We start from the raw sequence: 12,956 nt of genomic DNA, 5'->3' as shown, positions 1-12,956 counted from the left end.
GCTCATTGCTGATCGTTCCCACGCTCCGCGTGGGAACGATCAGCGTAAGGACGTGGAAACGATAGTTAGCCTGCTTTCTTTTATTTCAGCGCCACGCCATGATGCGGACTCTCCCACCGCCGCCCGCGAACGAGTCCTCATGTCTGCGCAGCAACTGCCACCGCAAAGCTCCATGGCGATCACCCTGCAGATCGTTTCCATCGTTTTCTATACCTTTATAGCCTTCCTCTGCATCGGCCTGCCGATTGCGGTGCTGCCCGGCTACGTGCACGAACAACTGGGTTTCAGTGCCGTGATCGCGGGGCTGGTGATCGGTTCGCAATACCTGGCCACCCTGCTCAGCCGGCCGATGGCCGGACGGATGTCGGACACCGTCGGCACCAAACGGGCAATTGTGTATGGCTTGTCGGGGATTGTGCTCAGCGGTGTGCTGACACTGATTTCGACGCTGCTGCAGAGCTTGCCGCTGTTGAGCCTGTCGATCCTGATTGTCGGTCGCCTGCTGCTGGGGATCGCCCAAGGCCTGATTGGCGTCGGCACCATCAGTTGGTGCATGGGCCAGGTCGGTGCCGAACACACCGCGCGCTCGATTTCCTGGAACGGCATCGCTTCCTATGGTGCGATTGCCATCGGCGCGCCGCTGGGCGTGGTGATGGTCGCCGATTATGGTTTCGAGAGCCTGGGCATTGTGTTGTCACTGCTCGCGGCCGGCGCCTTGCTGCTGATCCGTAACAAACCGTCGGTACCGGTGGTGCGCGGTGAACGGCTGCCGTTCTGGGCGGTGTTCGGGCGGATTGCACCGTTCGGCGCCAGCCTGAGCCTGGCGTCGATTGGCTACGGCACGCTGACCACCTTCATCACCCTGTATTACCTCAATCGCGGCTGGACCGGCGCGGCGTACTGCCTGACCGTGTTCGGCGTATGTTTCATTCTGTCGCGGCTGCTGTTCATTTCCGCCATCGGCCGTTTCGGCGGATTCACCTCGGCAATTGCCTGCATGACTATCGAAACCGTCGGCCTGGTACTGCTGTGGCTGGCGCCTTCGACCGCGTATGCCTTGATCGGTGCCGGTCTGGCAGGATTCGGCCTGTCGCTGGTGTACCCGGCTTTGGGCGTCGAGGCGATCAAGCAAGTGCCCAACTCCAGTCGCGGGGCCGGGTTGAGTGCCTATGCGGTGTTTTTCGATCTGGCGCTGGCGATTGCCGGGCCGTTGATGGGTGCGGTGGCGCTGAACCTGGGGTATTCGTGGATTTTCTTCAGTGCGGCCATGCTGTCCGTAACCGGACTGGCGTTGACCCTGCTGCTCAAGCGCCGGGCCATGGCGTAAGCGCTCACTGATCCGCCGTCTGCATCCCTGCGCGGGTCGGCCTGCCCAAGGCATGGGAGAAGAACCGTCCGGCCTCGGAAATCAGGTTGCGGTGGATGTCTTCGCGGTCCACGCCATCGGCATCGGTGCACAGGGCCGGCATCGCACGAATCTGTTCCTCATTGCATGGTGCCATGAACACGAAGTGCCCTGCCCCAGCCAGCAATTTGAAATCCGGTGCCGTTGGCAGTTTGCGCGCCAGAGCGGCGGCGTTTTTGTCGAAGGCCACCAGTTTGTCGCCGTCACCGCTGTAGAGCAGCACCGGCACATGCACATCGGCCAGCGTATGGCGACCGAACTTCAGGCTCAGCGGCGCCATCAGCAGCAACGCATGCACGCGCGGATCAGCCACCGGTTGCAGATCGTCGCGATCAACAATCAACTCGCCCTTCGTGTTGCAGGCGTCGCGGTCGTCCGGGCGTTCCTGGCAATAACGGCGCAGACGATCCAGATCCGGCTGCGCGCCGGACAGAATCAACGCCGTTTCGCCACCCGCCGAATAGCCGATCACGCCAACCTGTTCGGCGTTCACGTACGGCGCGAGCATGCGGTCGCCCAACGTCGCGGTAATCGCTTCGGAAATCTGGATCGGCCGGCCATAAAGATTGCTCAACGTGCCGAGGCGGCTGTGATCCCTGGAGTTGTCGCCGGGGTGAATCACCGCCACCACCACAAAGCCCTTGCGTGCCAATGACGTGGCCAAATCGTGCAGCGCCAGTGGCGTGCCGGTGTTGCCGTGGGACAGCATCAGCATCGGGAAACGGCCGATGGCGACTTTGGTGTCTTCGCCGGCCTCGACCGAATAGCCTTCGAGCAGGCTCATGTGTTCGCGGTCGCTGGAGGGATAGAACGCGATGGCGCGCATCGGTTGCAGGTCGAGCGGGTCGAGGAACGTCATCTCGTGATAACCGACGCTCCAGCGCGGGTGCTGCCCGGGCGCAGCGTGCACTGAATTCAGGCTGCCGAGCAGGCAAATCAGTAACGCTGCACAAAGACGCATCATGGGATGCCCCACCCTGTTGTTACTCAATCGAAAGATCCGTTGTGTTCGACGTCCGAGATTCCGAGGTTCGGTGATCCGGCGCGACGTTGCACTCAGACGTTGATCATCGGACTGCATAACCCGGGCCAGATTATGTAACAGTCAGAAACAAAAAACTCCGTACCTGGCCCTTGCAGAACCAGAATACAGAGTTTTTTGGGGTTTTCCTGAACAGCAGCTGTTCTTTATGCAAGCCTTACGCGGCGGCGAACAACTGCTCGTCGATTTTCGCTTGAGCGGCGCTCATGGCGTTGTTGCGTACTTCTTCGCCATAGGCCAGGCCTTCGGCACGAACCACTTCGATGTCGGTGATGCCGAGGAAGCCGAAGACCAGTTTCAGATATTCTTCGTGGGCCACGCCCGAAGCCTGACCGGCGTGGATGCCGCCAGCGGTGGACACGATCACCACTTTCTTGCCACCGCACAGGCCTTCAGGGCCGGCTTCGGTGTAACGGAAGGTCTGGCCGGCGACGGCGATGCGGTCGATCCACGCTTTGAGCTGGGTCGGCACGGTGAAGTTGTACATCGGGGCAGCGACGACGATGGCGTCGGCGGCGACGAATTCGGCCAGGGTGGTGGCGCTCAGTTCGGCTTCGTGCTGTTGTGCGGCGTTGCGCAGTTCAGCGGCGGTGCCGGCGGCAACCAGAGTGGTCGACGAGAAGTGGCTGATGGCGTCGGCGGCCAGGTCGCGGTAAGTCACGACAGCGCTTGGCTCGGCAGCTTGCCAGGCTTTAGTGACTTGACTGCTCAGCTGACGGGAAGCGGAGTTGTCGCCCAGAATGCTCGAATCGATGTGCAGCAGTTTCATGTGGAATCTCCTGGAATGAATCGCCGGTGGCGACGGAATGGAGACAATCCTACCGACGAAACCAATAGCTGATTAGACGGCAACAATGCGATAGTTCGTCCCACTGATAGAACAGTCGGATTTCCCCATGCAAGACCTCAACGATCTCTACTATTTCGCCAAAGTGGTGGAGGCCGGCGGATTCGCCGCAGCCGGCCGATTGCTCGGCATTCCCAAGTCACGCCTTTCGCGGCGCATCGCCGAGCTGGAAGAACGCCTCGGCGCACGTCTGCTACAACGCACCACCCGCCAATTGAAGCTGACGGCGGTCGGCGAACGCTATTTGCGTCACTGTCAGGCCATGCTGCTGGAAGCGGAAATGGCCGACGAGACGGTGGCCAGTATGTCCAGCGAGCCCCGAGGACGCTTGCGGGTTTCAAGCCCGACGGGGCTGGCTCATGAAATGTTGCCGGTGGTGATCAGCAATTTCCTTGGCAAATATCCTCAGGTGCAACTGGAAGTCACCTTGATCAATCGCCGGGTCGACCTGATTACCGAAGGCATCGACGTGGCCCTGCGCGTACGCGAACACGGCGATGAAGAACCGATGCTGGTGACCCGCCGCTTGCGTCAGGCGCAAATGGTGGTGGTGGCGAGCCCTTCCTTTGTCCAGGGTCTGGAAATCAATCATCCGCAGGATTTGAAAAACCTGCCGGTGCTGGGCGCTCTGGAAGCCGATCGCATGGTGCATGTGCGCCTGCTCGATCAGCACGGCAAGAGTTGTGATCTGGCGCTGGAAGCCCGGCTGGGGATCGACGATTTCATTGTGCGCAAGGCGTGCGTACTGGCCGGCCAGGGTTTCACCCTGTTGCCGATGATGTATTGCGAAACGGAACTGAACAACGGCACGCTGGTGCAATTGTTGCCGGACTGGTCACTGCCCGGCGGCTGGCTGCAAGCGGTGTATCCGCATCGGCGCGGGGTGATGCCGGCGGTGCGCGCGTGGATCGATCATCTGGTCGAATCGTTCAATGCCTGTGGAGAACGGCTGTTATGAAACAAGGGAAGATGAGCGAGAAGGACGTCGCAGAGTTCTGCCTGGCCCTGCCCGGCGCCCGGGAAGACTACAAATGGGGTGGCGTGCGGGTGTTTTCGATTGCCGGCAACAAGATGTTCGCCTTGCAGGGATTGCGTGGTGATTCGCTGGCGTTCAAGGTCGACAAGGATCTGTTTCTCGGTCATTGCGACCGGCCTGGCATTCACCCGGCGCCGTATCTGGCCCGGGCGCAGTGGATCATCATGCACCCGCCCTACCCGCTGGGCGCCGAGGAATTGCAAGGCTTGCTGCAGCGCTCCCATCAACTGGTGGTGAGCAAGCTGCCCAAGCGCGTGCAGGTCGGTTTGCTGCTCTAGAACAGCGCCAGCAGGTTCGAACCCAGAAACAGCTGATCGATCCAGAACACCTGGTGCAACGCGACGATCATCCAGAACAGCACCTGAAAAGACACCTTGCGCGTCTTGTGCCGGAAGACCTGCTGGGCGATCAACGCACCCGGCCAGCCTCCCGCCAGTTCTACCGCGTGCAGGATGTTTTCCGGTGTGCGCCAGGCGTCGGCCCGCGCCTTGCGCTTGTCCGCCCAGTACAGAAAAAACGCCAGCACGCTGACCAGCCCGTAAGCCGTCAGCGGCACGAGAGAAATCCCGCGCAGCCACATCGACAACGAGCCGAACAGTGGCAGCGCGCAGACGATCAGCAGCACCACCAGCTTCAATTTCAAGTGCTGGATATTGCCACCGGAAGGACCGCGATCCGGGCGGCGTGCGCGCGAGTCACTCATGGCTGAGCGGCCGTCCAGTCGACCCAGCCAAACTGCCACGTTGCCAGAATCACCAGACCGAAGACGATCCGGTACCAGGCAAACGCCGCGTAGCTGTGGCTGCCGATGAACTTGAGCAGGCCGCGCACCGCGATCATGGCGAAGATGAACGCGGTGACGAAACCGATGGCGAATACCGGGAAGTCCGCCGGTACGAACAGGTCGCGATACTTGTAGCCCGAATACACCGCCGCACCAACCATGGTCGGCATCGCCAGGAAAAACGAAAACTCGGTGGCAGTCTTGCGCGACAGGCCGAACAACAGGCCGCCGATGATGGTCGAGCCGGAGCGCGAAGTGCCGGGGATCATCGCCAGGCATTGGGCGAATCCGATCTTCAGCGCATCCGTCCAGCGAATGTCATCGACCGTTTCGGCGTGCACTTCATGCTGACGCTGCTCGGCCCACAACATCACGATCCCGCCCACCACCAGCGCGGCGGCCACGGTGATCGGGTTGAACAGGTAATGGTGTATCAGATCGGCGAAGATCACCCCCAGCACCACGGCGGGCAGGAAGGCGATCAGCAGGTTGGCGGTGAAACGCCGGGCACTCGGCTGGGTCGGCAAGCCGATGACCACGTCGAGGATCTTGCGGCGGAATTCCCAGACCACCGCGAGAATCGCACCGAGCTGGATGATGATGTTGAACGCCATGGCCCGCTCGCCTCCGAAATCGAGCAAGTCGGCAACAATGATCTGGTGTCCGGTACTGGAAATGGGCAAAAACTCCGTCAGCCCCTCTACAACTCCTAGAATCAGTGCCTGCAAGGCCGTCCAAAGATCCATCAATCCCCCAGAGAGCGATGCACAGAGGCATGCCCCGATAGTATTTTTTACGTTCACTGCGTTCAGCGTAGCTGGTTAAAGCTGTACCGATTCCGCACGCACAGGATCCACACGAAACAGTCAAAATTCCGTGAAAAAACAATTTGGATTCAGGTTTTTACGCGCGGGGCCGAAATCCTAACAGACAAGCCGTAATAGCGCTGCCGCGTTCTACGACTTGGGTCGCGTATGCCCGGTCACCGAAACGTGATTGGATGCTGGCGGTGGTTTATTACAAGAAAAAGAATCCGGAGTGACAGCGTTATGAACAGCTTGCGCAGTGTGTCGATCAGCCGACGCTTGTGGCTCATCTTGATTGTGGCCGTGGTCATGCTGTTGACGTTGGGCGTGTTGATGCTCAAGCAGATCCATGATGACCTCTACCATGCCAAGGCCCAGAAAACCCAGCATGTGGTGCAGACCGCCAGCGGTTTGCTGACTTACTACCAGAGCCTCGAAGCAGCAGGAACCCTGACCCGCGACGTAGCGCAGAAACAGGCGCTGACCGCGATCCGTGGCCTGCGTTATGACCAGAACGATTACTTCTGGATCAACGACCTCACGCCCGTGATGGTCATGCACCCGACCAATCCCAAGCTTGAAGGCCAGAACCTCTCGGCTATCCGCGACCCTGACGGCTTTGCGGTGTTCAACGAAATGGTCGCCATCGCCAAGGCCAAAGGTGCCGGCATGGTCAACTACCGCTGGCCCAAGCCGGGCGCCAGTGAACCGGTGGCCAAGACGTCGTACGTGAAACTGTTCGAGCCTTGGGGCTGGGTGATCGGTTCCGGCGTTTACGTCGATGACGTGCAGGCCGAGTTCCAGGGCCAGGTGATCAAGGCGTCGGTGGTAGGTCTGGTCATCGCGGTGATCATGGCGTTACTGGTGATTCTGATTGCCCGCAGCATCGTCCGTCCGTTGCAGGAGACCGTGAACGCCATGGCCAACATCGCCAGCGGCGAAAGCGACCTGACCCGCAGTCTCGATACCCACGGCCAGGACGAAGTCACTCAACTGGCCCATCACTTCAATGCCTTCACCGCCAAGCTGCGCCGGGTGATCGGTGACTTGCAGGTGTCCGCCAGCGCATTGGGCCAGTCGTCCAGCGAACTGGGCAACGATGCGGCGCAGGCCCAGCAACGCAGCCAGCAGCAGTCGCAGCAGATGGAGCTGGTGGCCACCGCGGTCAACGAAGTGACCTACGGCGTGCAGGACGTGGCGAAAAACGCCGAGCACGCGGCCAGCGAAATGCGTGACGCCGAGGCTCAGGCCCAGCAAGGCCAGGTCAACATCGACGGCAGCCTGCAGCAGATCGACAAGTTGTCAGGCACCATCGATCAGGCCGTCGAAGTGATTCGCACGCTGGCGACCGAGAGCACGCAGATCGGCAGCGTGCTGGAGGTGATCCGCTCGATTGCCGAGCAGACCAACCTGCTCGCCTTGAACGCCGCGATTGAAGCGGCTCGCGCCGGTGAACAGGGTCGCGGTTTTGCGGTGGTTGCTGACGAAGTACGTTTGCTGGCTCAGCGCACGCAGAAGTCCACGGCGGAAATCCAGACGATGATCGAACGCCTGCAAAATCATTCCGAAGCCGCCGTGAAGGTGATCGGCGACAGCAGCAAGGCTTCGCAACTGACCATCGAACAGGCCGGCCTGGCCAGTGCGAGCCTGAATGCCATCGGCCAGGCCCTGCGCAACCTCAATGGTCTGAACGCCTCGATTGCCAGCGCAACGCTGCAACAGGCGCACGTGGTCGAAGACATCAACCAGAACGTCACCCAGGCGGCGGGCCTGTCCCACAGCACCGCGCTGGCGGCCGAGCAGTCGAGCGTGGCCAGCGTGAAACTCGGCCAGCTCAGCGAACAACTGAACGGGCTGCTGCGCCAGTTCCGAGTCTGATCCCTGCAACAGGTGGGAACTCGTTTCCCACCTGTTTTTCGGTACAATCCGCTCCCTCATTTATTCCCCCAAGGATCCTGCATGTCCGGGCTAGAACTGTTTGCCGCCGCCCTCGGCGTGATCGCCGTGTGGCTCACGGTCAAACAGAATCCGTGGTGCTGGCCGATCGGGCTGGTCATGGTGTCGCTCTACACCTGGGTGTTCTTCGAGGTGAAACTGTATTCAGACATGTTGCTGCAGGTGGTTTATGCCGGACTGCAAATCTATGGCTGGTGGCAATGGACCCGAGCCGGGACGATGCATGACGGGCGCGAGGTCAGCCGGCTCGACACGCGCTCGATAGTGCAGGGACTGGCCATCGGCACTGTTGGCAGTCTGCTGCTGGGCGCTGCGATGGCCCATTGGACCGACGCGGCGCAACCGTGGCTCGACGCAGCGCTGACCGGTTTCAGCCTGGTCGCACAATTCTGGATGGCTCACAAGCGTCTGCAATGCTGGGCGTTGTGGTTCGTGCTGGATGTGATCTTCGTCGGCCTGTTCCTTTATAAAGGGCTGTACCTCACGGCGGCGCTGTATGCCCTGTTCACCCTGATCGCGGTGCAAGGCTGGCGCGAATGGCGTGCCGACCCGGCGTTGCAACGATGAAAGTGATTGTCCTGACCGGCCCCGAGTCCACCGGCAAGAGCTGGCTGGCGGCCGGAATCCAACAGCAATTCGGCGGTTTGCGAGTGGACGAGTACGTGCGCTGGTTCATGGAGCAGAACCCTCGCGATACCTGCCTGGCCGATATTCCCGAGATCGCTCGCGGCCAGTTGCAGTGGGAAGATGCGGCACGCGCGCAGCAGCCGCGCCTGCTGATTCTCGATACGCATCTGTTGAGCAACATTCTGTGGAGCCAGACCCTGTTTGGCGACTGCCCGCCGTGGCTGGAAGGCGAATTACTGGCCCGTCATTACGACTTGCACCTGTTGCTCTCTCCCGAACAGATCGAGTGGACGGACGATGGTCAGCGCTGCCAGCCTGACCTGGATGAACGGCTCGCGTTCTATCACGCCACTCGAACCTGGCTGCAGAAACATCATCGGCCCTTGCAGATCATTCAGGGCAACTGGGCCGAACGCCAGCAGCAAGCCTTCAAAGCGGTTCGCGACCTGCTCGCGAACTGACCCGGTTTTCGGGTTGGTTGACCCGGTGCATCCCCTGTTTTGGGGTCAAAGTGTCCGTTCCTGAAACACTCCTGCGGATGCAAAGTGCCCGTCTCAGCGCCCTTCATCCCTTTGTCATGCGACTTGTTACGCAATTGAAACACCTGCGCGCAAACCCTTGTTCCAGAGCTTTGCAACGGCATAAGGGGGTTGCGAAGGCAGTGACTTGTTTCAACGATGAAACAGCTTTTGTAACGGGCCTGCGCTCGTCAAACCCAACGCATTGAAATTTAAAGACATTTCAAAAGCGGCACAGCTTTCGCTCTCTCCTTCACAACGCTGAACAGGCTCAGCCCACTGAAGAAGGAATTGCCGTCGTGGGGAATATCAATAAAGCCTTCACCTGCCTTCTGCTGATCGGATCAGCCGCCAGCACTTTCCTCAGTTTCAACGTTCAGGCCGAAGGCAATGGCGTGATCGTGCTCAATCGTGACGTCCAGCCGATCCCGATCGGCCGCAGCGGCGGCAAAGACCCGTATCCCACCACCGTCAATGCCAATCCTTCGGGCCGCATCGGTCAAGCAATGACCAGCACCGAACTCAACGACGGTGAATTTGCCAGTGTAGCCAGCGGATCCTCGATTCGCGGAAGTATCACCACCCCGACTTCGAACATCCCCGGCATGAACACTGTGACCAATCCGAATGGCTTGCCTGGTATGGGAGGCGGTCACGGCGGCGGTGCCGGCGGCTCGATCTCCAATACCGTCAACCGTGCCATGAGCTCCGGTCTTGCCCCTCTGACTCGCATGGCTGGAGGCCAATAAATGAATCGCTCTCTGCTCTTGCTCGCCCTCCTCGGCTGCACCAGCGCTATGGCTGACCCGAGTTCCGTGAACAACGCGAACATTCAGGAAACCGGCATCCAGTACCGCGGCAACTACAACGTCAACCAGGCGGCCGGCGACCAGATGCAACAAACCAACACCAAAGCGATCGCCATCGGCACCAGTGCCAGCGCGACCACCAGTGTCATTCAGCACATCAATACGCCCGCCGACCGCACTGGCAATGCCAGCGCCAACATTGGCGGCAACTCTTTTAGCAATGGCAACGGGATCCTGGGCGTGAACCAGGGCGCCGGGGCCAATAACCAGATGGCCAACGTGACGCGCGTCAGCATCAGTGCTGCCCCGCAGAGCGTTGACGATAGCGCCCTTTCTCAACAGAACGTGGCGTTGTTACCGAGCTCAGGAGCAACTGGTACCCCCGGCAGTCGCCAGGTCACGACGAGTGATCAGGCCTTCACCGGCAGTCGCGGGGTAATCCAGGTGAACCAGAGTGCCGGGGTGGGGAACCGAATGGCTAACACCCTGAGCATCCGGGTCGCTGACTGACCCAAACAAGAAGCAGTGCAATTAGAAAGTACCAACACTTAACCAACTAATAAGCACGACGGAGAAACACCATGAAACCTACAATGGCCCTCAAACCACTGGTTTTCGCACTCGCAGCAGTGATGGCAATCGCAGCACAGGCAGGCGGTCGTGATGATAATCACGGTCATGGTAACGGGCATGGCAACCATGAACCAAAAGGCCCAACCCTGGAACAACTGCTGCAAATCGGCGCTGGCGCCGGGGCTGCAGTGCTCGACACTCAAAACAGCGATGGCAACCTGGTTGGCAACCAAGGCACCAAGAATGATGCCAACGTCAACAACTCTGCCAATGGCACCAACGGCAACGTTGGCATGAACAACACCGCCGGCGATGGCAACCAGCAAGACAACGCCGCCGCTCTGGCCACTGCCGACGAAAGCTTCATCTTCGGCTCTGCGGTGTCTGTTTCCAGCGCAACTCAGGTCAACAACAACAACGCTGTTGCCAACTACTCCACCACCAACAACGCCAACCTCAACAACGTGGGTAACGGCGGTTCCGGCAACATTGGCGTGAACAACAGTGCCGGCAACTTCAACCAACAGAAAAACAACCTGGCAATTGCTGTATCGGGTGGTCGTGTAGCTAACGCCGCTGCTGCTGCGAACCAAAGCTCCACTGGCCTGACTGTGGCCAACAATGGCACTCAAACCTACAAAAAAGATACCCTCACCGGTACTTTCGCCGGGGCTGGCGCGTTCTACGCGAAGGGCACTGCAAAAATCGAAGACGACGATCACGGTCATGGCGGATATGGCAATAACGACAGAGGCCATGGTGGCGACAAAGATCAAAAAGCCAAATTCGAAGCAGTGGGCGTCTTTGGCCTGGCAGGTGTGACCACTCAACAAGTGATGACCCCTGATGGCTGGAAAAACCCTGTGACCAACAACGCTTCCATCTCCAATGTTGGTAACAACTTCTCGGGTAACGCTGGTTACAACAACGCCGCTGGCGTTAGCAACCAACAAAGCAATACGCTGTCCATCGCCGCAGGTTGCAAATCCTGCATGTAATCGCGATCGAAACGAAAGCCCCGGAAACGGGGCTTTTCCTCAGTCCGCAAAGGCGTATCGATCATGCGTAAGACTGCCCTTCTCGCTCTGCTTTGCTTCTGTGGCCTGACCCAGGCTGCCCAGATGCCGGTTGCTGCCTTGCCTGGCGGCACGCTTGTCTACAAGAACGTGCAAAGCATTCGTGAGCGCAAGTTTGCCGACATCGTCGAACAGAAAACCGACTTCAGTTGCGGCGCCGCCGCACTGGCGACGGTATTGCGCCAGGCTTATTGGCTCGACGTCGATGAAGAGCACATCATCAAAGGCATGCTGGTCAACGCTGACCAGGACCTTGTCCGTACTCAAGGTTTCTCCATGCTCGACATGAAGCGCTACATAGAAAGCATCGGCATGCGCGCCAGGGGCTACAAGATTCCCCGGGAAAAACTCGACGCAGTCACGATCCCGGTGGTGGTACTGATGGAAATTCGCGGCTACAAGCATTTCGTGGTGATGCAGCGGGCGGACAAGGATTGGGTTTACATCGGAGACCCGGTTTTAGGACACAAACGCTACTCCCATGATGACTTTGTGAAAGGTTGGAACGGCATTGTCTTTGCCATCGTCGGCCCCGGATACGACAAGACCAATGCATTACGCAGTCCTCCGACACCGCTGACGGCCAAAAACAAGCTGGATGGATTCAACCCGGTCAAAGATGCTGAATTGATGGACTTCGGGTTCATACAGAGCGACTTCTTTTAATCGCCGATTACAAGATTGGGGCTGGATGTCCCGGGAGCAGCAGATGAAAACCTCATACTGGCTGGCCGCCGCCTGCCTGGCAGCGAGCGCATCAGGCTATGCCAATGCAGGATTCAAACCCATCGAAATCAAGGACCAGGAGCTCGCAGAGCTGCGCGGTCGTTATGTCATGCCGGGGCGGATCATCAGCTTCGGCGTCGTCATGAGCAGTACCTGGCGCAACGCCAGTGGCGACCTGATCGGGGCATCGGCCACGATGCAATTGCAGGCCGCTTCGGTAAAACCTGAATTCTACGTCTCGACCATCAAGGAACACGGCAACGGCAATACCCCGGAACTGGGGACTGGCTCGGTCGTGGGTGGCGCGGGACTCAACTCCAGCCAGGGCGTAACGCAGAGTGTGCGCGCCGCTGGTGACGGCAACTCCGCCTACAACAACGTTGCGATCAACGTCAAAGAAGCCAGTCAGGCACCCGCCCTGGCGCCCGCCCAAGGCCAGGCCTTGATGGCAGGCCAGACCATTTCCGGCAGCAACGGTGCCGGCAGCGTCGCGGTTTCAGCCACAAATGGCGGTGTGCAAATGGCCATTCAGGCCTCCGGCAATCAGGGTACAGCCTTGCAACAGGTCGCCCAGGGTGGACTGTTGCAAAACACCCGTCTGCTGGGTAACGCGAACGTAGTCAACAACCTGACGCAACTCAACGTTGTCCTTAACAATAACGGCATGAGTGCCGGCGCACTGGACTGCAACCTGACTCAACTCAGGGCACTACGCAACATCGGATATTGAACTACGCTGAGTCTCGATCAT

15 protein-coding genes are annotated in these 12,956 nt (G+C 59.5%); 11 read left to right on the top strand and 4 right to left on the bottom strand.

The window, feature by feature from the left end:
• The first annotated feature begins 139 nt into the window (after window positions 1–139).
• On the top strand, window positions 140–1,327 hold the full coding sequence (locus ACTJK7_RS13745; protein ID WP_064381752.1) for an MFS transporter: 1,188 nt from the start codon (window positions 140–142) through the stop codon (window positions 1,325–1,327).
• Window positions 1,328–1,331: 4 nt separating this feature from the next.
• On the opposite strand, the gene ACTJK7_RS13740 is transcribed toward ACTJK7_RS13745, so the two are convergent.
• Both ACTJK7_RS13740 and ACTJK7_RS13735 read right to left on the bottom strand, forming a co-directional pair.
• Window positions 1,332–2,369, bottom strand: a complete 1,038-nt coding sequence (locus ACTJK7_RS13740; RefSeq protein WP_440779743.1) for an alpha/beta hydrolase family protein — start codon at window positions 2,367–2,369, stop codon at window positions 1,332–1,334.
• A 235-nt stretch (window positions 2,370–2,604) separates the two neighbouring features.
• Complete coding sequence (locus ACTJK7_RS13735; protein ID WP_108561829.1) at window positions 2,605–3,216, bottom strand: FMN-dependent NADH-azoreductase; 612 nt, start codon at window positions 3,214–3,216, stop codon at window positions 2,605–2,607.
• A gap of 127 nt (window positions 3,217–3,343) precedes the next feature.
• Here ACTJK7_RS13735 and ACTJK7_RS13730 point away from each other — a divergent pair, with 127 nt between their 5' ends.
• A complete protein-coding gene (locus ACTJK7_RS13730; protein ID WP_011334020.1) occupies window positions 3,344–4,252 on the top strand; it encodes a LysR substrate-binding domain-containing protein in 909 nt (302 codons plus the stop codon).
• Window positions 4,249–4,608: an MmcQ/YjbR family DNA-binding protein gene (locus ACTJK7_RS13725; protein WP_064381756.1), complete on the top strand. Its 360-nt coding sequence runs from the start codon at window positions 4,249–4,251 to the stop codon at window positions 4,606–4,608. The genes ACTJK7_RS13730 and ACTJK7_RS13725 overlap by 4 nt, the downstream gene beginning before the upstream one ends.
• Here the strand turns inward: ACTJK7_RS13725 and ACTJK7_RS13720 are convergent.
• On the bottom strand, window positions 4,605–5,033 hold the full coding sequence (locus ACTJK7_RS13720) for a DUF1294 domain-containing protein (RefSeq protein ID WP_039768201.1): 429 nt from the start codon (window positions 5,031–5,033) through the stop codon (window positions 4,605–4,607). The two genes, ACTJK7_RS13725 and ACTJK7_RS13720, sit on opposite strands and share 4 nt — an antisense overlap.
• A complete protein-coding gene (locus ACTJK7_RS13715) occupies window positions 5,030–5,860 on the bottom strand; it encodes an undecaprenyl-diphosphate phosphatase (protein ID WP_440779746.1) in 831 nt (276 codons plus the stop codon). Before ACTJK7_RS13715 ends, ACTJK7_RS13720 begins: the two co-directional genes overlap by 4 nt.
• 303 nt (window positions 5,861–6,163) lie before the next feature.
• Here ACTJK7_RS13715 and ACTJK7_RS13710 point away from each other — a divergent pair, with 303 nt between their 5' ends.
• The 8 genes from ACTJK7_RS13710 to ACTJK7_RS13675 all read left to right on the top strand — a co-directional run bounded on the left by ACTJK7_RS13710 (window position 6,164) and on the right by ACTJK7_RS13675 (window position 12,935).
• On the top strand, window positions 6,164–7,798 hold the full coding sequence (locus tag ACTJK7_RS13710) for a methyl-accepting chemotaxis protein (protein WP_064381758.1): 1,635 nt from the start codon (window positions 6,164–6,166) through the stop codon (window positions 7,796–7,798).
• Window positions 7,799–7,879: 81 nt separating this feature from the next.
• Window positions 7,880–8,443: a nicotinamide riboside transporter PnuC gene (gene pnuC / locus ACTJK7_RS13705; RefSeq protein ID WP_064381759.1), complete on the top strand. Its 564-nt coding sequence runs from the start codon at window positions 7,880–7,882 to the stop codon at window positions 8,441–8,443.
• Window positions 8,440–8,964, top strand: a complete 525-nt coding sequence (locus ACTJK7_RS13700; RefSeq protein WP_064381760.1) for an AAA family ATPase — start codon at window positions 8,440–8,442, stop codon at window positions 8,962–8,964. Before pnuC ends, ACTJK7_RS13700 begins: the two co-directional genes overlap by 4 nt.
• Window positions 8,965–9,320: 356 nt before the next feature.
• Window positions 9,321–9,770, top strand: a complete 450-nt coding sequence (locus ACTJK7_RS13695; RefSeq protein WP_064381761.1) for a hypothetical protein — start codon at window positions 9,321–9,323, stop codon at window positions 9,768–9,770.
• Window positions 9,771–10,340 (top strand): adhesin, encoded by a 570-nt coding sequence (locus ACTJK7_RS13690; protein ID WP_102686234.1) that lies wholly within the window; start codon window positions 9,771–9,773, stop codon window positions 10,338–10,340.
• Window positions 10,341–10,411: 71 nt separating this feature from the next.
• A complete protein-coding gene (locus ACTJK7_RS13685; RefSeq protein WP_108561819.1) occupies window positions 10,412–11,401 on the top strand; it encodes a heme utilization protein in 990 nt (329 codons plus the stop codon).
• Between the two features lie 63 nt (window positions 11,402–11,464).
• Window positions 11,465–12,145, top strand: a complete 681-nt coding sequence (locus tag ACTJK7_RS13680; protein ID WP_108561817.1) for a C39 family peptidase — start codon at window positions 11,465–11,467, stop codon at window positions 12,143–12,145.
• A gap of 43 nt (window positions 12,146–12,188) precedes the next feature.
• Window positions 12,189–12,935, top strand: a complete 747-nt coding sequence (locus ACTJK7_RS13675; protein ID WP_108561815.1) for a hypothetical protein — start codon at window positions 12,189–12,191, stop codon at window positions 12,933–12,935.
• The last annotated feature ends 21 nt before the right edge of the window (window positions 12,936–12,956 follow it).

The organism is Pseudomonas sp. 22085, from assembly GCF_052045815.1.
GTDB lineage: Bacteria > Pseudomonadota > Gammaproteobacteria > Pseudomonadales > Pseudomonadaceae > Aquipseudomonas > Aquipseudomonas glycinae.
The sequence above is the reverse complement of the archived record's forward strand: the minus strand, read 5'-3'. Positions and strand labels throughout refer to the sequence as shown.

What these genes read in the sequence shown, in the direction of transcription:
- ACTJK7_RS13745 (WP_064381752.1), top strand. Translation starts at nt 140, where the DNA reads ATGTCTGCGCAGCAACTGCCACCGCAAAGCTCCATGGCGATCACCCTG.
- ACTJK7_RS13740 (WP_440779743.1), bottom strand. Translation starts at nt 2,369, where the DNA reads ATGATGCGTCTTTGTGCAGCGTTACTGATTTGCCTGCTCGGCAGCCTG.
- ACTJK7_RS13735 (WP_108561829.1), bottom strand. Translation starts at nt 3,216, where the DNA reads ATGAAACTGCTGCACATCGATTCGAGCATTCTGGGCGACAACTCCGCT.
- ACTJK7_RS13730 (WP_011334020.1), top strand. Translation starts at nt 3,344, where the DNA reads ATGCAAGACCTCAACGATCTCTACTATTTCGCCAAAGTGGTGGAGGCC.
- ACTJK7_RS13725 (WP_064381756.1), top strand. Translation starts at nt 4,249, where the DNA reads ATGAAACAAGGGAAGATGAGCGAGAAGGACGTCGCAGAGTTCTGCCTG.
- ACTJK7_RS13720 (WP_039768201.1), bottom strand. Translation starts at nt 5,033, where the DNA reads ATGAGTGACTCGCGCGCACGCCGCCCGGATCGCGGTCCTTCCGGTGGC.
- ACTJK7_RS13715 (WP_440779746.1), bottom strand. Translation starts at nt 5,860, where the DNA reads ATGGATCTTTGGACGGCCTTGCAGGCACTGATTCTAGGAGTTGTAGAG.
- ACTJK7_RS13710 (WP_064381758.1), top strand. Translation starts at nt 6,164, where the DNA reads ATGAACAGCTTGCGCAGTGTGTCGATCAGCCGACGCTTGTGGCTCATC.
- pnuC (WP_064381759.1), top strand. Translation starts at nt 7,880, where the DNA reads ATGTCCGGGCTAGAACTGTTTGCCGCCGCCCTCGGCGTGATCGCCGTG.
- ACTJK7_RS13700 (WP_064381760.1), top strand. Translation starts at nt 8,440, where the DNA reads ATGAAAGTGATTGTCCTGACCGGCCCCGAGTCCACCGGCAAGAGCTGG.
- ACTJK7_RS13690 (WP_102686234.1), top strand. Translation starts at nt 9,771, where the DNA reads ATGAATCGCTCTCTGCTCTTGCTCGCCCTCCTCGGCTGCACCAGCGCT.
- ACTJK7_RS13685 (WP_108561819.1), top strand. Translation starts at nt 10,412, where the DNA reads ATGAAACCTACAATGGCCCTCAAACCACTGGTTTTCGCACTCGCAGCA.
- ACTJK7_RS13680 (WP_108561817.1), top strand. Translation starts at nt 11,465, where the DNA reads ATGCGTAAGACTGCCCTTCTCGCTCTGCTTTGCTTCTGTGGCCTGACC.
- ACTJK7_RS13675 (WP_108561815.1), top strand. Translation starts at nt 12,189, where the DNA reads ATGAAAACCTCATACTGGCTGGCCGCCGCCTGCCTGGCAGCGAGCGCA.